Source organism: Pseudomonas sp. FW305-70 (genome assembly GCF_058783925.1).
Map to the genome: position 1 here is coordinate 48,668 of NZ_JBYSYZ010000035.1, position 17,991 is coordinate 66,658.

The 17,991-nt window shown below is 60.7% G+C and carries 20 protein-coding genes; 8 read left to right on the forward strand and 12 right to left on the reverse strand.

What is annotated here, in order from left to right; genetic code table 11:
* Positions 1-102 precede the first annotated feature (102 nt).
* The 5 genes from AC3WN7_RS22030 (at position 103) to AC3WN7_RS22050 (ending at position 4,333) form a co-directional block, all read left to right on the forward strand.
* Positions 103-588 carry a flavin reductase family protein gene (locus tag AC3WN7_RS22030; RefSeq protein WP_095967705.1) on the forward strand — a complete coding sequence of 162 codons (486 nt, stop codon included), beginning with the start codon at positions 103-105 and terminating at the stop codon, positions 586-588.
* Positions 589-818: 230 nt separating this feature from the next.
* Positions 819-1,862 (forward strand): LLM class flavin-dependent oxidoreductase, encoded by a 1,044-nt coding sequence (locus AC3WN7_RS22035; protein ID WP_102674886.1) that lies wholly within the window; start codon positions 819-821, stop codon positions 1,860-1,862.
* Between the two features lie 174 nt (positions 1,863-2,036).
* On the forward strand, positions 2,037-2,189 hold the full coding sequence (locus AC3WN7_RS22040; protein WP_172435765.1) for a hypothetical protein: 153 nt from the start codon (positions 2,037-2,039) through the stop codon (positions 2,187-2,189).
* A gap of 75 nt (positions 2,190-2,264) precedes the next feature.
* Positions 2,265-2,942, forward strand: a complete 678-nt coding sequence (locus AC3WN7_RS22045) for a cysteine hydrolase family protein (RefSeq protein WP_102674885.1) — start codon at positions 2,265-2,267, stop codon at positions 2,940-2,942.
* 5 nt (positions 2,943-2,947) lie between these two features.
* Positions 2,948-4,333, forward strand: a complete 1,386-nt coding sequence (locus AC3WN7_RS22050) for a purine-cytosine permease family protein (RefSeq protein ID WP_102674884.1) — start codon at positions 2,948-2,950, stop codon at positions 4,331-4,333.
* A gap of 268 nt (positions 4,334-4,601) precedes the next feature.
* Here AC3WN7_RS22050 and AC3WN7_RS22055 read toward each other — a convergent pair whose 3' ends face one another.
* The 4 genes from AC3WN7_RS22055 to AC3WN7_RS22070 all read right to left on the reverse strand — a co-directional run bounded on the left by AC3WN7_RS22055 (position 4,602) and on the right by AC3WN7_RS22070 (position 9,180).
* Positions 4,602-5,948, reverse strand: coding sequence for a glutamine synthetase family protein (locus AC3WN7_RS22055; protein ID WP_102674883.1), 1,347 nt, complete (start codon positions 5,946-5,948; stop codon positions 4,602-4,604).
* Between the two features lie 20 nt (positions 5,949-5,968).
* Complete coding sequence (locus tag AC3WN7_RS22060; RefSeq protein WP_007976194.1) at positions 5,969-6,523, reverse strand: helix-turn-helix domain-containing protein; 555 nt, start codon at positions 6,521-6,523, stop codon at positions 5,969-5,971.
* A 25-nt stretch (positions 6,524-6,548) separates the two neighbouring features.
* Positions 6,549-7,838, reverse strand: a complete 1,290-nt coding sequence (locus tag AC3WN7_RS22065; protein ID WP_102674882.1) for an NAD(P)/FAD-dependent oxidoreductase — start codon at positions 7,836-7,838, stop codon at positions 6,549-6,551.
* Positions 7,839-7,977: 139 nt separating this feature from the next.
* Entirely contained in the window at positions 7,978-9,180 is a 1,203-nt protein-coding gene (locus tag AC3WN7_RS22070) for an NAD(P)/FAD-dependent oxidoreductase (RefSeq protein WP_102674881.1), read from the reverse strand.
* A gap of 309 nt (positions 9,181-9,489) precedes the next feature.
* On the opposite strand from AC3WN7_RS22070, the gene AC3WN7_RS22075 reads away from it, so the two are divergent.
* A complete protein-coding gene (locus AC3WN7_RS22075) occupies positions 9,490-10,050 on the forward strand; it encodes an RrF2 family transcriptional regulator (protein WP_102674880.1) in 561 nt (186 codons plus the stop codon).
* Positions 10,051-10,140: 90 nt separating this feature from the next.
* Here AC3WN7_RS22075 and AC3WN7_RS22080 read toward each other — a convergent pair whose 3' ends face one another.
* The gene (locus tag AC3WN7_RS22080; RefSeq protein ID WP_095967697.1) at positions 10,141-10,476 is read right to left on the reverse strand and encodes a hypothetical protein; all 336 of its coding nucleotides are present in this window, start codon (positions 10,474-10,476) and stop codon (positions 10,141-10,143) included.
* Positions 10,477-10,752: 276 nt separating this feature from the next.
* Here AC3WN7_RS22080 and AC3WN7_RS22085 point away from each other — a divergent pair, with 276 nt between their 5' ends.
* On the forward strand, positions 10,753-10,992 hold the full coding sequence (locus AC3WN7_RS22085; RefSeq protein WP_095967696.1) for a hypothetical protein: 240 nt from the start codon (positions 10,753-10,755) through the stop codon (positions 10,990-10,992).
* A 13-nt stretch (positions 10,993-11,005) separates the two neighbouring features.
* Positions 11,006-11,356 (forward strand): osmotically-inducible lipoprotein OsmE, encoded by a 351-nt coding sequence (gene osmE / locus AC3WN7_RS22090; RefSeq protein ID WP_095967695.1) that lies wholly within the window; start codon positions 11,006-11,008, stop codon positions 11,354-11,356.
* 114 nt (positions 11,357-11,470) lie between these two features.
* On the opposite strand, the gene AC3WN7_RS22095 is transcribed toward osmE, so the two are convergent.
* The 7 genes from AC3WN7_RS22095 to AC3WN7_RS22125 all read right to left on the reverse strand — a co-directional run bounded on the left by AC3WN7_RS22095 (position 11,471) and on the right by AC3WN7_RS22125 (position 17,865).
* Positions 11,471-11,659: an SPOR domain-containing protein gene (locus AC3WN7_RS22095; RefSeq protein WP_095967694.1), complete on the reverse strand. Its 189-nt coding sequence runs from the start codon at positions 11,657-11,659 to the stop codon at positions 11,471-11,473.
* Between the two features lie 105 nt (positions 11,660-11,764).
* Positions 11,765-12,463 (reverse strand): alpha/beta hydrolase, encoded by a 699-nt coding sequence (locus tag AC3WN7_RS22100; RefSeq protein WP_102674879.1) that lies wholly within the window; start codon positions 12,461-12,463, stop codon positions 11,765-11,767.
* A gap of 42 nt (positions 12,464-12,505) precedes the next feature.
* The gene (locus AC3WN7_RS22105; protein WP_095967692.1) at positions 12,506-13,279 is read right to left on the reverse strand and encodes a 1,6-dihydroxycyclohexa-2,4-diene-1-carboxylate dehydrogenase; all 774 of its coding nucleotides are present in this window, start codon (positions 13,277-13,279) and stop codon (positions 12,506-12,508) included.
* Between the two features lie 475 nt (positions 13,280-13,754).
* Positions 13,755-14,768, reverse strand: a complete 1,014-nt coding sequence (gene benC, locus AC3WN7_RS22110) for a benzoate 1,2-dioxygenase electron transfer component BenC (RefSeq protein ID WP_102674877.1) — start codon at positions 14,766-14,768, stop codon at positions 13,755-13,757.
* A gap of 10 nt (positions 14,769-14,778) precedes the next feature.
* Positions 14,779-15,267, reverse strand: a complete 489-nt coding sequence (gene benB, locus AC3WN7_RS22115) for a benzoate 1,2-dioxygenase small subunit (RefSeq protein ID WP_095967691.1) — start codon at positions 15,265-15,267, stop codon at positions 14,779-14,781.
* On the reverse strand, positions 15,264-16,628 hold the full coding sequence (benA, locus tag AC3WN7_RS22120) for a benzoate 1,2-dioxygenase large subunit (protein ID WP_102674917.1): 1,365 nt from the start codon (positions 16,626-16,628) through the stop codon (positions 15,264-15,266). Before benA ends, benB begins: the two co-directional genes overlap by 4 nt.
* A gap of 277 nt (positions 16,629-16,905) precedes the next feature.
* The gene (locus AC3WN7_RS22125) at positions 16,906-17,865 is read right to left on the reverse strand and encodes an AraC family transcriptional regulator (protein ID WP_095967690.1); all 960 of its coding nucleotides are present in this window, start codon (positions 17,863-17,865) and stop codon (positions 16,906-16,908) included.
* Positions 17,866-17,991 lie beyond the last annotated feature (126 nt).

Consider the following 17,991-nt stretch of genomic DNA (forward strand, 5'->3'; position numbering starts at 1 on the left):
TTTATCGGTTCACTCAAAAAGACCTTGCAATCGATGTATTACGGTATACCATAAGACCTATAAACACATAAAAACCGCGTCACACCACCCGAGGACCGTCCAATGATCGATGCCGCCATCTACAAACAAGTCATGGGCTCGTTCCCGTCCGGAGTGACCGTGATCACTACGCTCGATGAAGATGGGCAAATCGTCGGCCTGACCGCCAGCGCCTTCAGCTCGCTGTCGATGGACCCGGCCCTGGTGCTGTTCTGCCCCAACTACAGCTCCGACTCCTACCCGGTCCTGATCAGGAACAAGCGCTTTGCGATCCACGTGCTGTCCGGCGGCCAGCAAAGCGAAGCCTATGCCTTCGCGCGCAAAGGCAAGGACAAGGCCCAGGGGATCGAGTGGACGCTCAGCGAGTTGGGCAACCCGATTCTGGCCAACGCCACGGCGGTCATCGAATGCGAGTTGTGGCGCGAATATGAAGGCGGCGACCACGCCATCATGGTCGGCGCGGTGAAGAACCTGATCGTGCCCCAGCAGAGCAACGGGCCACTGGTGTATTGCCACGGCAAGATGGGTGCCCTGCCCGTTCTGGCCTGAACCCTCTGAATCACCGCATCCCCCTGTGGGAGCGGGCTTGCTCGCGAAGACGGAGTGTCAGTCAACACATATGCCGCCTGGAAGTTCGCTTTCGCGAGCAAGCCCGCTCCCACACTGGTTAGCGTTAGCCGCGAAGATAAGTCATTTGCGGAAATCATGTATTATGGTATACCAATAACCATCAGGCCCGCAGTCGACAGGCCAACAACAAAAGATCCGAGGTAAGCGTCATGAAGTTTTCCCTGTTCGTACACATGGAACGTTGGGACGAAAGCGTCAGCCACCGCCAGTTGTTCGAAGACCTGACCGAACTGACGCTGATGGCCGAAGCCGGTGGTTTCAGCACTGTGTGGATCGGCGAGCACCACGCCATGGAGTACACCATTTCGCCGAGCCCGATGCCGTTGCTGGCTTATCTGGCGGGCAAGACCACCACCATTCACCTGGGTGCCGGCACCATCATCGCGCCGTTCTGGCATCCGCTGCGGGTGGCCGGTGAATGCGCGTTGCTCGACGTGATCAGCAACGGCCGCATGGAAGTCGGCCTGGCCCGCGGGGCCTACCAGATCGAATTCGACCGCATGGCCGGCGGCATGCCAGCCTCCTCCGGCGGCCAGGCGTTGCGGGAAATGGTTCCGGTGGTGCGGGCCTTGTGGAACGGCGACTACGCCCATGACGGCGACATCTGGAAATTCCCGACCTCCACCAGCGTGCCCAAGCCGATCCAGCAACCGAACCCGCCGATGTGGATCGCCGCCCGCGACCCGGACTCGCACAACTTCGCGGTGGCCAACGGCTGCAACGTCATGGTCACGCCGCTGATGAAAGGCGACGAAGAAGTCCTCGACCTGAAGAACAAATTCCAGGCCGCCCTGGACAACAACCCGGACGTGCCGCGCCCGCAACTGATGGTGCTGCGTCACACCCACGTGCACACCGCCGACGATCCGCAAGGCTGGGAAGTCGGGGCCAAGGCGATCTCGAAGTTCTACCGCACCTTCGATGCCTGGTTCGGCAACAAGACCACCCCGGTCAACGGCTTCCTCGCGCCGAGCCCGGAAGAGAAATTCGCCGGTCGCCCCGAGTTCGAACTGGAGAGCCTGCACAAGACCGCCATGATCGGCACCCCGGAAGAAATCATTCCGCGCATCAAGTACTACCAGGAACTGGGGGTCGACGAATTCAGCTTCTGGTGCGATAACAGCCTGCCCCACGCGCAGAAGAAAAAATCCCTGGAGCTGTTCATCAAGCATGTGGTGCCAGCGTTTCGCTGATTACGCCGCCCCGCGACATCAACTGTAGGAGCGAGCTTGCTCGCGATGGACGCCAACGATAACGCGGACCATCTGAATGAACGCGTTGTCCAGAGTTTTTCGCGAGCGAGCTCGCTCCTACAGGTACGCATTTGTCCTGTGGGAGCAAGCGCGCCCCCACAAGAGTCGATTCCAATGATCACTGATCGTCTCCCATCACTCGCCCTTCCCTCCGGCGCCGCGCGGGCTTACCTGCGCGGTGAATGGACCGCCTCGCACCTGCATTTCAAGCGCCTGCGCGCCAGCGTTTCGGCCAAGCAGAACGGCTTCTGGCAAATAGTTCACTGAGCCCACCCGAACAGCCAATCACGCACCCCGCGTCTCGTGCGGTGCTTTGTATTCGCCTTTGATCAGGTTTGCCCAATGAACAATAACAACGCGCTGTTGATCATCGACATGCAGCAGGAGGACGGCTTCGTCCTGGAGAACCTCGACAGGGTGGTCGCCCATACCGCCGCCCTGCTCGATACCGCCCGCCATCAGCGGATGCCTGTCATCTATACCCGCCACATCAATCAGGCCGACGGCAGTGACCTGCCCCACGGCGAACCCCTGGCCGCCGACGGTGGCCCCGGCGGTTACCGCGCCGGCACCCGGCAAGTGGAAATCATCGAGTCGCTGACGCCGCAGTCCGGTGAATGGGTCATCGACAAGGGCCGGTACAGTGCCTTCCACCGCACCGACCTCGATGCCCGACTCAGGGCCATGGAGGTCGACACGCTGATCATCTGCGGCGTGTTGACCGACGTCTGCGTCCTGACCAGCGTGTTCGATGCCTTTGCCCTGGGCTATCGCGTGCGCCTGGTCAGCGATGCCTGCACCACGACCACCGAGGCCGGGCATTACTCGGCTCTGCTGATCATGGCCAACTGGGTCTACTCGCTGGAAATCCTCACCACGACCGAATGCGTGCGCGCCCTGGAACAGCGCGACTACCTGAGCCTGATCCCCGAGCGTCCGGACTTGTTTGCCCACCAACCCCATGAGCTGCAAAGCACCATCGCCCGTCTGCAATCCCGTCTCGTCCGGACTCAGGAGTGATCGCCATGCAAGTCGAAAAAAGAAGCATCGATTTCATCCCCGACACCGAACGCCACGGCAAACCGGGTTCGCTGTTCTATATCTGGTTCGGCGCCAACATGAACATCACCACCATCGCCTCCGGCGTGTTGCCGGTGGTGATGGGGCTCAACCTGTTCTGGAGTGCGCTGGCGATCATTGTCGGCTCGTTGCTGGGGGCGATTTTCATGGCCTCCCACTCGGCCCAGGGACCGAAGCTGGGCATTCCACAGATGATCCAGAGCCGGGCGCAATTCGGCGTGCTGGGGGCGGTGTTGCCGCTGCTGTTCGTGATGCTGATTTACCTGGGTTTTTTCGTCAGCAACACCTTGCTCGCGGCCCAGGCGCTGGAGTCCGTCAGCCCGCTGCCGATGTCCGGCAACATCTACCTGATCGGCGCGTTGTGCTTTGTCGTCGCCCTCTATGGCTATCGGTTGATTCACCGTTTGCAGAAGCTGCTGTCGATCCTGTCGCTGGTGGTGTTCGTGGCCGCCACGGTGCTCGCCTTGCAGTTGCCGATCCCGGCCGAACAATGGCTGCCGACCGGTTTCTCGTTGTCGAAGTTCCTGGTGGCGGTGAGCATCGCCGTGACCTGGCAACTGTCCTACGCGCCTTATGTCGCCGACTACTCGCGCTACCTGCCGAGCCACACACCGACTGCGCAAGTGTTCTGGTACAGCTACGCCGGCACGGTCAGCGGTGGTGCGTGGATGATGATTCTCGGGGCGATCCTGAGCGTCGGCATCGGCGACTTTTCCAGCAACGTCGGCGGGCATGTCGCCGGTCTGTTCGGCACTGGCGCAGTACTGCTGTTCGCCTTCATCGTCTATGGCCAGGTGTCGATCAACGTGTTCAACCTATACGGCGCGTTCATGTCGACCATCACCGTGATCGAGCCATTCGCCCGACTCAAGGTGACGCCGCGGGTGCGCGGTGTGTTCATGCTGCTGATCAGCCTGGTGGCCACGGCCCTGTGCACCATCAGTCAGGACGACTTCATCAACTTCTTCCTGAACTTCATCTTCTTCATGAGCTACTTCCTGATCCCGTGGACAGCGATCAATCTGGTGGACTACTACTGCCTGCGCAAAGGCCAGTACCGGATTGACGACATCTTCGACCTGGACGGGATCTACGGGCGAGTCAACCGGATTGCCTGCGGCAGTTTCCTGCTGGCGATCGCCCTGGAAATTCCGTTCATGAACACCACGCTGTACGTCGGCCCGGTGGCCACGGCGCTGGACGGGGTGGATCTGGCGTGGGTGGTCGGGTTGCTGGTGCCGGCGGTGAGTTATTACTGGCTGATGAAGCGGCGCACACAATCTGTGGCGAGGGAGCTTGCTCCCGTAGGGTCGCGAAGCGAACCCAATTGACGCCTGACAGTATGAATTCCGATTTTTAGGGCTGCTACGCAGCCCAACGGGAGCAAGCTCCCTCGCCACCAATGGCAATCAACAAAAATCAGGCAAAAAAAATCCCGGGCAGCTGATGGACGCCCGGGACTTAAAAATGCATAAACCGTGGTGGTGAACGCGGCGCGGATATTACGGAATATTTCGGCCTGTAACAAGATATTTTTATTCACTATCCAGTTACTAAACGCTCTAAGCCCTTATATATCCACATGTTTTCTAAGGGCGACTACAAGAACCAGCGATACTCACGCGCGCTGATGTCATGCAGAAATGCTAGATGATCCTGCCGTTTGTTTTCGCAATAGACGTCCACAAACTCCGCCCCCAAGCCTTCGCGCACGGCTGAATGATGTTGCATGGACTGCACCGCTTCGAGCATTTCCAACGGGAAATCGATGCCACTGCTGCGGTCTTCGTTGAGCGGTGCAATCGGCTCGCGCTCCCCTTCCAGGCCCTGCTCCAACCCCACCAGGATCGCCGCCAGCGCCAGATACGGGTTGGCATCGGCGCCCGCCAGGCGATGTTCGATGCGCAGGTTCTTGACGTCCGACTCCGGAATGCGCAAGCACGCATCGCGATCCTCGAAGCCCCAACTGGCGCGGGACGCCACGTTCACCGTGCCACTCAAGCGACGCATTGCATTGTGGTTCGGGGCAAAGATCGGCATGCAGTGCGGCAACACCTCCAGGCAACCGGCCACGGCATGGCGCAGCGCCCGCTGACCGTTGGCCGCCAGCAGGTTGTTGCCGGCCTGGTCATACAGGCTGACGTGCACGTGCATGCCGCTGCCGGGGTGTTGCAAGTAGGGTTTGGCCATGAAGCTGGCGCGCAGGTTGTGCTTGAGCGCCACGCCCCGGGTGCTGCGGCAGAACAGGGCGGCCCAGTCGGCGGCACGCAGGCCTTCATCGCAATGGCCGAAGTTGATTTCGAACTGGCCCGGGCCGAGTTCGGCGGTAATCACCGTGGCATCGATGCCTTGGGCTCGCGCGGTCTCGACCATTTCATCGAGTACCGGGGCGAAGCGCGACAAGCGTTCGATGTGCATGTTCGGCTGATCATCGGCGTCGCCAGTCAATTCATCGCGGGGGAACTGTGGCAGGCCGTCCTTCAAGCGGCTGTCGAACAGGTAAAACTCCAGCTCGAAGGCCACCACCGGAAAAATCCCTTTACGGTGCAGGCGGTTCAGCACTTGGGCCAGCACTTCACGGGGTTCGAATTCGATGGGTTTTTCCGTGCCGTCGGAGGTGATCAGCATCTGGCCCAGAGGCTGCTTTTCCCAGGTCACCAGCTTCAAGGTGCCAGGCACCAAACGCCGCAGCGCATCCGGGTCGCCATCGTTGAAGCAGTAGTCACCAATCTTGAACAGCCCGCCCTGGGTGCCGAGCAGCACGCAGTTTTGCGGCAGTTTCAGTGCACTGCCGGCAGCGACTTTCTCCAGCATCTCGATCGGGTAGCGCTTGCCGTAGAAATGCCCCGGAATGTCCAGGGAGATAAGGTCGACATAACGCACTTCGGGGTTGCAGTGGCGGAAGTTGCGAACTTCGGCCAGCAGTTCAGAGCACACGGCATCCATCGTCTTGTTCCTTGTTGTTATCAGGTGTAAACCCAAAGCACGCGGGTCAGTTGGTCGGACAGGTTGCCGTAGCGGCAGTGCGCATGGCTGGCCAGTTGAAAGCTGTCGCCGGGATGCAGGGTCACCGGTTCGTTGTCGTCGAGCCACAGGGTCAGTTGCCCTTCGAGGACATAACCGCCCTGCTCCGAGCTGTCCTTCATGTGCCGGTCGCCGCTGCTGGCGCCGGGTTCGAGCTGGCTTTCAAGCATCGAGAAGGACGCGCGCATTTTTGGCGAAACGAGGATGTCGGTGATGCCGTCGGCGTAGTACAGCGTGCGGCGTTCGTCCGGGCGGGTGACCCAGGACAACGCCATGGGTTTGGGCAGGCTGTAGAAATAGGTGGTCGGCACGCCGAGGGTTTCGCTGATCGCGGTCAGATCCGCCACCGTCGGGCGCGACAGGCCGCGCTCGACCTGGGACAGAAAACCGACGGAGCGGCCGATTTTGTCCGCCAGTTCCTTGAGGGTGTACTTCTTGTGCTTGCGCAGGTCCTGGATCAGGATCGCCAGCGCCGAGATCTCTTCTTGCATGTCCATCTTGAGGCTTCCAGAAAGTGTCGCTTCAAATGCTGTCGCGCAGTCGATACCAGGCCTTGCCGATGGCTTCCAGCGGCGCGGCCAGGTATTTGCCGCCGGGAAAACTGCCGTTGTTCAGGCCCTGGTACAGGGACAGTTCGTCGGGCTGACCGAGGATCGCGTCGGACACCGCCCGCGCCGCGGCCAGTGTCGGCAGCACGCCATGCCCGGAATAGCCCTGCATCCAGTACAGATCGCCGCGCCGCCCGATATCCGGCGTGCGCTTGAGGGTCAGGTCGATGTGTCCACCCCAGGCAAACTCCAGCGCCACGCCCGTGAGCTGCGGGAACACTCGCTCCAGGAACGGCCGGGTCGCCGCGGCGATGTCCTTGGGCATCCCGCCCAGGTAAGTGCAACCACCGCCGAACAGCAGGCGGTTATCCGGGGTGCGGCGGAAATAATCGAGCACGAACTGGTTGTCGGTCACGCACACGTTACTCGGCAGCAGCGCAGTGGCCTGGTCCTTGGTGAGCGGCGCGGTCGCGACCTGATAGGTGCCGACCGGCAACACGCAACTGGCCAGTTGCGGGTCGAGCCGATCGAGGTAGGCGTTACACGCCAGCACCAGCACATCGGCGCGAATACGACCGCGTTCGGTCGTGACCACAAAGCCTTCGCCCTCCTCGCCATAACTCAGCGCCTTGCTTTGCTCATAGATACGGCCGCCAGCCCGCTCAACCGCATCCGCGAGACCCAGCGCCAGTTTCAGCGGGTTCAAATGCCCGCCCTCGGGGTCGAACAGGCCGGCCTGATAACGCTCGCTGGCCACCCATTCCGGCAGCTGTTGCCGGGGGATGAATTGCAGTTTGTCGTGACCCCACTTGTGGCTGGCCTCCTGCTGCCACTCGGTCAGCAGCCCCACTCGCCGCGGCATCACCGAAGTCCAGAGATGGCCGGCGCGATAGTCGCAATCGAACTCATGGCGGCCAGGCAGATCACGCAATTCGCGCGCGGCCCAGCGCATGCCGTCCCACAATCGCCGCGCCCGCTCGTATCCCAGCGCCGCTTCCAGCGGTGGCATGTCGCACGACCAGCCGAGAATCGCCTGCCCGCCATTACGCCCGGACGCGGCCCAGGCCACCCGGCTGGCTTCGAGCAGGGTCACGCGCTTGCCGGCCAGCGCCAGGCGCAACGCCGTGTGCAGTCCACTGAAACCGGCCCCGATGATCAGCACTTCGGTGTCTTGCTCACCTTCCAGTGCGGTGCGATTGACCAGTCGATCGGCGCAGCTATGGGCGTAGTAACTGGCGACATGCCGGGTTGATTGCTGAAACATACGGCCTCGTGAAATTTTGTATTTTTAATTTCATGAAAAAATACACGGTTAATTTCACGCAGGCAATCGAGGCGTAAAAAAATCCCGCCCGGGCGAACCCGAGCGGGACTTCTTCAATCAGGCGCGATGTTCGAATCAATCAGGCCACAGGAATCATCGGATCCGCCGAAGCCAGTGCGGTGACTCGATCTGCCGCCGGTGGGTAGATCCACTGGGTGTTGATCTGGGTCTTCAATGCCTTGGCCTCTTGCTTGATCAACTTGACCTGGCGGTCCCAACCCTCGGTGTAGACCGCGCCCCAGGCACCGAGGTCCAGGCAGGTCACGTACTTGGGCTGGCTGTACGGCGTCGGGTCGACCCCGAGGATCTGCGCCGCCACGTTGTTGCCGGCATGACGGCCCAGCGAAATCGCGTGCTGGCAAGTCATCAGGGCGTAGTTGCCGATCTCGTCACTGGCTGCGTAAGCCACGTCGCCGGTGGCGAAGATGTCGTCCTGGCCAATCACTTTCAGGTGAGCGTCGACATGCAGGCGGCCCAGGCGATCGCGTTCGGCCGGGATCTGTTCGGTCAGGGAGCTGGCGCGAACGCCGGTGGTCCAGACCACGGTCCTGGCATCGATACGCGCACCGTCGGACAGGGTGACGCCGTTGGCATCGACCGACACGACCGAGGCTTTCAGGTGCCATTTCACACCGGTTGCCACACTGGCCTCGACGATCGATTCGGCGATTTCCTCGCCCATCGAGCCGCCGATTTTATCGCCACGGTCAACGATGATCACATTGATGTCGGCACGGTCGCCGAGGATGGCCCGCAGGCGGGTCGGCATTTCAGTCGCCGTTTCGATCCCGGTGAAACCGCCACCGGCCACCACCACCGTGTTGCGCGCCTTGCTTTCAGGCTGATTGGCCAGCGCCTTGAGGTGGTTTTCCAGGCGCACGGCCTGTTCGATCTGGTCGACGTCGAACGCATGTTCGGCCACGCCCGGAATGTTTGGCGAAGCCAGGCCGCTGCCGGTGGCCAGAACGAGTTTGTCGTAGCTGCAGACCTGTCGGGCACCGGCGGCATCGACATAGCCGACCTGCTTTTGCTCGACATCGATGGTCTGCGCCGCGCCCTTGATGAACCTGACCCCTACAGCATCGAACAGATCGCCGATCGGCGCAGCCAGTTGGTGGGCGTTCGGTTCGTAGAAGCGCGGACGCACACGCAGCTCGGCCTGGGGCGCCAGCACGGTCACTTCTACGTCGTTGTGGCCGTGAATGTCGAACAGGCGCGTGGCACTCAAAGCGGTCCACATGCCACCAAAACCTGCGCCGATCACCAGAATGTGCTGTTTCATCTTTAACTCCAGGGGATAAACAAGGGTTGTGAGTCACGCTCATCGGGAGCCGGCATGAGGTCGGTGTTTTTCGAGAACCGCCGATCTGTGCCGCTCGAACAACTACGACTGTATTGATCCTAGTTAAATCCTGCAACCGGTTTTTTTTGATGGCTGCCATCGAACGCGTCGATGCCTTCACAGAAAAGCCTCAAGAACGTGCATGGCAAGGATTTTTCGAGCTGAATAAAAAATTTCAGGGCGCGACGATTCGTTGCCTGGCTTAGGCCCGGCTGCTAGAATTGGCGACTAATTAAGTCGGAGATTTGTATGTCTCTTTACAGCGCAGGTGTCGAGTACGGCATCCACTGTCTGCTTTTTCTCGTTGGCAACGGTGGCGACTCCCGTGAAGCGAGTGTGCGCGACCTGGCCGAACTGCAAGGCGTTCCCCTGGACTATCTGGCGAAGATCTTCACCAAGCTGGCCAAAGGCAAGCTGGTGGTTGCCACCGAAGGCATGCGCGGAGGCTTCAAGCTGGCCCGGCCCGCCGACGAAATCACCCTGCTGGATATCGTCAATGCCATCGACGGTCGCAAGTCGATCTTCGATTGTCGGGAGATCCGCGGCCGTTGCGCAGTGTTTGACGGCACCCCGCCGGCCTGGGCACTGGATGGTCCGTGTGCGGTCCATGGGGCGATGATGGTTGCGCAAAAACGCATGGAAGAGGCCCTCGCCCAGCAAACCATCCTCGACATTGCCAGGAAATTCGGGCGTAAGGCCCCGGCAGAATTCGGCGTCAAGGTGGAGAGTTGGATGAACGAGCGTCGGGAAAGGAAAAGCAGCGCCCAGGCCATTGAGCAGATCATTCCTGCGACCCACCTTTCAGACTGACCCCTATAAAAAACCGGATGCACGCCAGGCATCCGGTTTTTCCAGGTTCAGGCGAAAAACAGTCGGTGACCGATTTTCACCCGCTCGCACTTACAGGCAGTCGCGCACTATTTTGCGCAGGTCGCCGGATTTGGCCCAAGGTGGCCCCTGATACAGCGAAACCCGGCTGCCGTCCTTGTGTTTCACGATATCCAGCACTTCATCGGCCGTTATCACGCTCGGTGCGGTGATCCGGTAGCCGTTGGAAATCGAAATCTGGGTCGTATTCGATACTTCCGTCTGCCAGGCGGGCAAAACGCACGCCGCATACTCTTTTGGCGTCTTCTCGCTGTGCTTGCTGAAATTCGGCTCGCCCGGTACCAGCGAGGCCGGCAACGAACATCCGCCCAGCAATGCCAGCGCGACTCCCCCCATCAACATCCGCATGCTGCTTCCTTAAATTCGAAAAGAGAAAATGTAGCTTGCCGTCGACCGTACATCCATCCCGACGATTCGGCGAGTCATTGATATCACTTCGCCCAGTTAGTTCCTTGCAGGCTGTCATTTGACATTGTCCTGCCGTGAGAACGCCCCCTAGAGCAGACAGCGCATTTTCCCGTTCGCTTTTCCCGACCAAAGGAAACCCCGCTGATTCAGATGAACACAACATCCGGTCCGGTAAACGGGTCTAAAATTGCGGAATGCAGCGTTCAGGAGATCATCATGTGGCTTAACGAATCGGAACAGCAACTTCGGCGTGATCTGCAAGGGCTTGCGTCAGATTTGCGCTGGTCGGCGGTAGAGCTTTTGCGCATAGAACAGCAGTTGCGCCAGCTCGGCAGCGAAGTCGACGCGCAAGCCGTGCAAAGACTGTGTGCCTTGTTTCAGGGTGATGAAGAAAAACTGTCCGGCTATGCCGAGGAAGTGAAAGCCAAGGTCATTAGCCGCAACAAGGCTCAATAGCGGGAGCGCTGCCATGAACAGGCCTCTATTCACGCTGGTCGTCGCACTGACCGCGTTGACAGGCTGCAGCACCCACTCGATCTATCAGGACCAGCCGCTGGTGGCGAAAGTCGACACCGGCATGACCCGCGAGCAAGTCCGGCAAATCGGCGGCCAGCCCCTGGCGGTCACCGATCGTACCGTTGAACCCGGTACCTGCTTTGACTACAAACTGACTCACGAAGGCCATCAGCAGGCATACAACGTCAGTTTCGATGGCCGCGGCATGGTCGACCACAAGGGCTTCATGACCTGCGCGCAATGGAGTCACACGCAGCAAAAGGCCCGGGAACCCTCCCGCCCCAGTGGAGGCGGTGGCTATTAACACTGTAGGAGCGAGCTTGCTCGCGATAAACGTCCGGACAACGCGTTCATTCAGACAGGGCGCGTCATCGTTGACGTCCATCGCGAGCAAGCTCGCTCCTACAGGAGATTGACGTCATTTTGTTTGATGGCGGCCGGCACGCGCCCTGTAGCCGGGCAGTGACGCGGCAAACGCCAGTGCCTCTTCTCGACTGTTGAACGAGCCAAGCCGGTCACTCCGGGTGCATACCCGCCAGGGGCCGTTGTTCACGCTGAGTACGTCATAGCCGTTCATATGCATCTTGTTCAGCATCGAAACGTTCATGGTCACCTCCTCCTGGGCAGTGCTATCAGGTTGACTTGTTTACCTTACACCCGCCCTTCTCCAAAATACCGACCAGACGTCGCCATGGAAATTCCCTTGCCAACCCTAGGCTTTAGCCAACGCCGTCGCAGCCCTGTCGATCAAGGCCGCCACTTCGGCGGGCATCGACGCCAATGACGCATGACTGGCGTTCAAGGTCAGAATCTCCCGGGCGTTGAGCCGCGCGGCCATCCATTGCTGGTTCTGTGGCGCGATCATCCGGTCTGCGGTCGAGATCTGATACCAGGATGGCTTGTTCTTCCAGGCCACCGTGCCAATGGTATCGCCGAAGGTACTCGCCAGCGGCGCTTTCTGGGTGAGGCCCATGACCAACCCTTCGGTCGCCGGCAAGTCCTGACAGAAGCTCTCGTGGTAGAGCTCGGGCTTGACCCACAGATAACCGTCGCTGTCCGGCGTCAGGTTGGCCGCTGCCGCAGGCAGGTGCCGTTGCGTGATACCGCCGGGGCTTTCACCAGCGTCCGGGGCGAACGCGGCGATGTACACCAGCCCGACCACATTCGGCTGATCGCCGGCTTCGGTGATCACCGCGCCGCCATAGGAATGCCCCACCAGCAGCACCGGACCGGGCACCTGGGCGACCATCTTGCGCGTACGCTCGGCATCATCAGCCAGCGAAGTCAGCGGCAATTCGACGGCACGAATGTGCGTGTCGCCCCGGCTGAGCAATTTGACGATGACCTTGTTCCAGTGGGCGGCACCGCCCCAGAAACCATGGACCAGCACGATCGTGGGTTTGTCACTCATCACCATGACTCCGTTTGCCGATGGGGTTGCTCGTCGCTCGCGTCAGCCCTGATCGCCGCCGCCCACGGGCATGACCATGCCGGTGATATAGGACGCTTCGTCGCTGGCCAGAAACAGAATAGCCCCCGCCTGCTCATCCAGGGTGCCGTAACGTTTCATCAGACTGCTGTCGAGGGTCTGGTCGACGATCTGCTGGTACCAGAGTTTTTCCTGCTCGCTCTGCCCGTCACCATTGCGGGGTATGCGTCGCGGCGGTGCTTCAGTGCCGCCAGGCGCCGTGGCGTTGACCCGCACGCCACGACCAGCGGTTTCGAACGCCAGACAAGCGGTCAAGGCATTGACCCCACCCTTTGCCGCACCGTAGGGCACGCGGTTGAGGCTGCGGGTGGCGATGGAAGAGACGTTGACGATCGCCCCGCTGCCCTGCTCCAGCATGAACGGCAGCGCGGCATGGCAACACCACAGGGTCGGGAACAGCGAACGACGCACCTCGGCCTCGATCTGCGATGCCTCGTAGTGCTCGAACGGTTTGGCCCAGATGGTGCCGCCGACGTTGTTGACCAGCACATCGAGGCGCCCGAAGCGCTCGACGGCGGTTTGCATCACCCGGCTGCATTCGTCGTATTGCTCAAGGTCGGCGGTCAGGGCCAACACCTGAGTGGTCGCGGCCAATTGTTGCTGCACTTCGAACACCAGCTCGGAACGATCCACCAGGATCAGCTTCGCCCCTTCGGCTGCCATGCGCTCGGCCACCCGCTGCCCGATGCCTTGGGCAGCGCCGGTGATCAGCGCGACTTTTTCGTGAAATCTGTTCATGTGTACCTCATCGGTCAATGACGATATATCGGTCGAAACCCAATCCTGTGGGAGCGAGCTTGCTCGCGATTGCCGACTCACAGGCAACCTGGATGCTGAATGTTCCGGCCCCTTCGCGGGCAAGTCGGATCGCCGCACCGCCGCTCCCACAATGGATCTGTGTCGTGCGGTCACCCCTCATCAACTGTGGGAGCGAGCTTGCTCGCGATTGCTGACTCACAGGCAACCTGAATGCTGAATGTTCCGGCCCCTTCGCGGGCAAGTCGGATCGCCGCACCGCCGCTCCCACAATGGATCTGTGTCGTACACAAAATCTGCGGTCGCCCCCCATCAACTGTGGGAGCGGGCTTGCTCGCGAAAGCGGACTGACAAACGACATCAATGCTGAATGTTCCGGCCTCTTCGCGAGCAAGTCGGATCGCCGCACCGCCGCTCCCACATTGGGTAGTTACCTGGCAGAGAATTTGTGCAGGACTCACGCCGCGCTGGCGGCGAATTTTTCGTAGTAGAAGTTCGCAGGCGCGATGCCTTGCTCGCCAATGAACTGGCTGACCGCCTCGACCATCGGCGGCGGGCCGCACAGGTAGACGTCGACGTCGCCATCGTTCAAATGCTTTGGCTCGATATGCTGGGTCACGTAGCCCTTGAGCGGATGCTGGCTCTCGGGGCTGGCGACGCAGGCGCTGAAGGTGAAGTTGGGGATGCGCGCGGCAAAGGCTTCGAGGCGGTCGATTTCCACCAGGTCGAAATCGTGGGTCACGCCGTAGATCAGATGCAGCGGATGATCGCTGCCCTGCTCGGCGATCTTCTCCAGCATCGCGGTGAACGGCGCCAGCCCGGTACCACCGGCCAGCAGCAACAGCGGCCGGCGGATGTCGCGCAGATAAAAACTGCCCAAGGGACCTGCCAGGCTCATGCAATCGCCGGCCTTGGCCATGCCGGTGAGGAAACTGCTCATCAAGCCGCCGGGCACGTTGCGGATCAGGAAGCTGACTTCGCCATCGCGCTGCAACGAGCTGAACGAGTAGGCACGGGTCTGTTCGCTGCCGGGGATTCCCAGGTTCACATACTGCCCCGGCAGGAACGCCAGTTTGCTCAGGGCTTCGCCCTTGATCGACAGGGCGATGGTGCTGTCGGACAGCTGGCGCACAGCGCTGATGGTCGCGTCGTAGCTGGCCTGACGGGTGCGGCAGACCTCGGAGGACGTCGGTACACGCACCACGCAATCGCTCTGGGCGCGCATCTGGCAGGTCAGGACAAAACCCTGCGCGGCCTCTTCAGGGCTGAGGGCGTCTTCGATGTACTCCTCGCCCAAATCGTACTGGCCGGCTTCGGCAAAACACTTGCACGTGCCGCAGGCACCGTCGCGGCAGTCCAGCGGGATGTTGATGCCCTGGCGGTAAGCGGCATCGGCCACGGTCTCGCCCACGTTGGCGTCGATGAAACGGGTGACGCCATCTTCGAAATTGAACGCAATGGAATGGGTCATGACGCCAGCCTCACAAGTGGTAAACATCGATGACCTGACGAACGTAGTCGTTCTTCAGGATCACTTTCTTGGCCTTGATCAACGGGTTTTCACCGCGCACGTCGAGGGTGTAGAAACTGCTGCCGAAATAGCTGTCGACGGTCTTGTAGCGAAAGCTCAGGGTGTGCCAGTTGAAGCGCACCTTGCACAGTCCGTCGGCTTGTTCGAGCAGCTCGATGTTGCTGATGTTGTGGGAGGTGCGGGTGTCCGGCACGCTGGCGCTGGAGCGCTCGGTCTTGATGCGGAAGACGCGGTCTTCCAGGCCGGTGCGGTTGCCGTACCAGATCAGCGAGATTTCCCGTTGCGGGTCCTCGGTCAACTCGTCGTTGTCGTCCCACGACGGCATCCAGAACGTCGCATCCGGTGCGTACAGCTCCAGCCATTCGTCCCACTGGCGGTCGTCGAGGTAACGCGCTTCGCGGTAGAGAAAGTCGCGCACGGTGTCATGGGAAATCGTCATTGCACGTCCTCCACGGCGATCAGTTTCGATTGTTCGGCCGCCAGGGCCTTGAGCATGGTCTGCTGCCAGTACTTGTGTTGCAGCACGAACAGGCCTTCGTCCTCGGTGCGCACACCACTGAGCAGCGGGTGCAGGTCGATCTCTTTGGCGGCTTCGTCTGCACCTTCGATCCAGTGCTCGGCGCCACGTGACATGTCGTTCCAGGTGGTGACGCTGCCCTGGTAACTGGTCTGGCAGGAACGGAATTCCTCCAGATCGTCCGGCGTGGCCATGCCGCTGACGTTGAAGAAATCCTCGTACTGACGAATCCGGCTGGAACGGGCGTGGTCGCTCTCGCCTTTGGGGGCGATGCAGTAGATGGTGATCTCCGTGCGGTTGACCGAGATCGGCCGGGCGATACGGATCTGCGAGCTGAATTGGTCCATCAGGTACACGTTGGGGTACAGGCACAGATTGCGCGAGTTCTCGATCATCCAGTCGGCGCGAGCCTTGCCGAAATCCTGCGCCAGCTCATCGCGGCGCTCGTACAGCGGGCGGTCCTCGGGGTTGGCCCAACGGGTCCAGAGCAGCATGTGGCCCTTGTCGAAGGAATAGAAACCACCGCCCTGCTTGGCCCAGCTGCCGGCGCTCATGGTCGGGTTGGTGTCACCGGCTTCACGCTGCTTGCGCTGGTTCTGGGTGGCCGCGTAGTTCCAGTGCACGGAGCTGACGTGGTAGCCGTCGGCGCCGTTTTCGGCGGTGAGTTTCCAGTTGCCTTCGTAGATGTAGCTGGAGGAGCCGCGCAGCACTTCCAGGCCATCGGCGGACTGGTCGACGATCATGTCGATGATCTTCGCCGACTCGCCCAGGTGCTCGACCAGTGGCACAACATCGGCCTTGAGACTGCCGAACAGGAAGCCGCGATAGGACTCGAACCGCGCAACGCGGGTCAGGTCGTGGGAGCCTTCGCAGTTGAAGCTCGCGGGATAACCGGCGTTGGCCGGGTCCTTGACCTTGAGCAGCTTGCCGGAGTTGTTGAAGGTCCAGCCGTGGAAAGGACAGGTGTAGGAGCTCTTGTTGCCGGACTTGTGCCGGCACAGGGTCGCGCCACGGTGGCTGCAGGCGTTGATGAAGGCGTTGAGCACACCGTCCTTGTTGCGCGCGATGAAGATCGACTGGCGCCCCATGGTCGTGGTGTAGAAGTCGTTGATGTTGGGGATCTGGCTTTCGTGGGCCAGGTACAGCCAGTTGCCTTCGAAGATGTGTTCCATCTCCAGATCGAACAGACGCGGGTTGGTGAACATCTCGCGCTTGCAGCGATAGAGGCCCTGCTCGGGATCGTCTTCAAGCAGGGAATGCAAATATTCGGGTCGCAGGGTCATGGCCACCGCCTCCATTGTTATTGTTCAGGCAGGGCCATGCTAGGACGGTGGATCAGGCGGGAGTATCCGCGGGGTGCAGACCTTTATCCGTTTTGTGCAATGGGGGTATTGGATGGGAAAGGCTAAACCTGTGGCGAGGGAGATTGCTCCCGCTGGGTCGCGCAGCGGCCCCAAAACCTGCAACTTCGGTGAACCAGAAACACCGCGACCACCGAATTTGCGACTGCTTCGCAGCCGAGCGGGAGCAAGCTCCCTCGCCACAAATTATCGGGTGAACTCAATACCGACGCTTGAGGGTATCGGACGGCAATTCGCCGAACTGCTTGCGGTAGCTGTCGGAGAACCGTCCCAGGTGCAGGAAGCCGTAGTCCATGGCCACTTCGGTGATGTTGCGCACGTTGCAGGTCGGGTCGCTGAGGCAGGCGTTGATGCACTCGAGGCGCTTGCGGCGGATGTAGTTCTTCGGCGTGTCACCGGCATTGCGTTCGAACAGTCCATACAGCGAACGCAGGCTCATGTGGGCCTGGCGCGCCAGTGCTTCGCTGTCGATGTCCTGCTTGAGGTTATGGGCGATGTAATCGGCAATCGCTTCGAACGTGGCTGTCTGCGAGCCCGGATCGAGGCGACTGACGTTGGTCTTCATCAGGCTGAGCATCTTGCTGACGATGATCTGCGTGTAATGCTCCTGCACCCTGGGGATCTGCTCGGTGGATTCGGCCTCCTGGCAGATCATCGCCAACAGGTTGACGAAACCTTCCAGTTCATTGAGCTGATAACGGTTTTCCAGAAACCGCACGCCCTGCTCCGGATAGCGCCAGCGCTGCTCATCGCAGACTGATTCAAACAAGCGGGTCGGGACCTTGAGAATGAATTTCTCGCAATCGGCCGAGTACGTCAGGTCCACCGGATCGTCGGGGTTGATCAGCAGCAATTCGCCGGGAGCGAAGTAATGCTCCTGGCCGTGTCCACGCCACAGGCAGTTGCCGCGCAGCAGCACTTGCAGGTGATAAATGCTGTCCAGCGCGCCGGACGTCACGCGCACACTGGCACCGTAGCTGATGCGGCACAGGTCGAGGCTGGCGAACTTGCGATGATCGAGGCTGGCCAGCGGGCTGCCGGCACGGGGCATGAGAATGCAGTGGTTACCGACGTGCTGATTGACGTAGCCCGACACGGCGTAAGGGTCGGCATGGTCGAACACCCGGCTGCGCTGACTCAACAGTTGCGCTTGCATCATCAGGTCACTCTCGTTGTTATGAGTTGCGTCAGTCCATTCTAGAGCCGAACCCCTGTAGGAGCGAGCTTGCTCGCGATGGACTTGAGGACGCCGCGGGGCATCAGGCACCCAGCGTCATCGTTGACG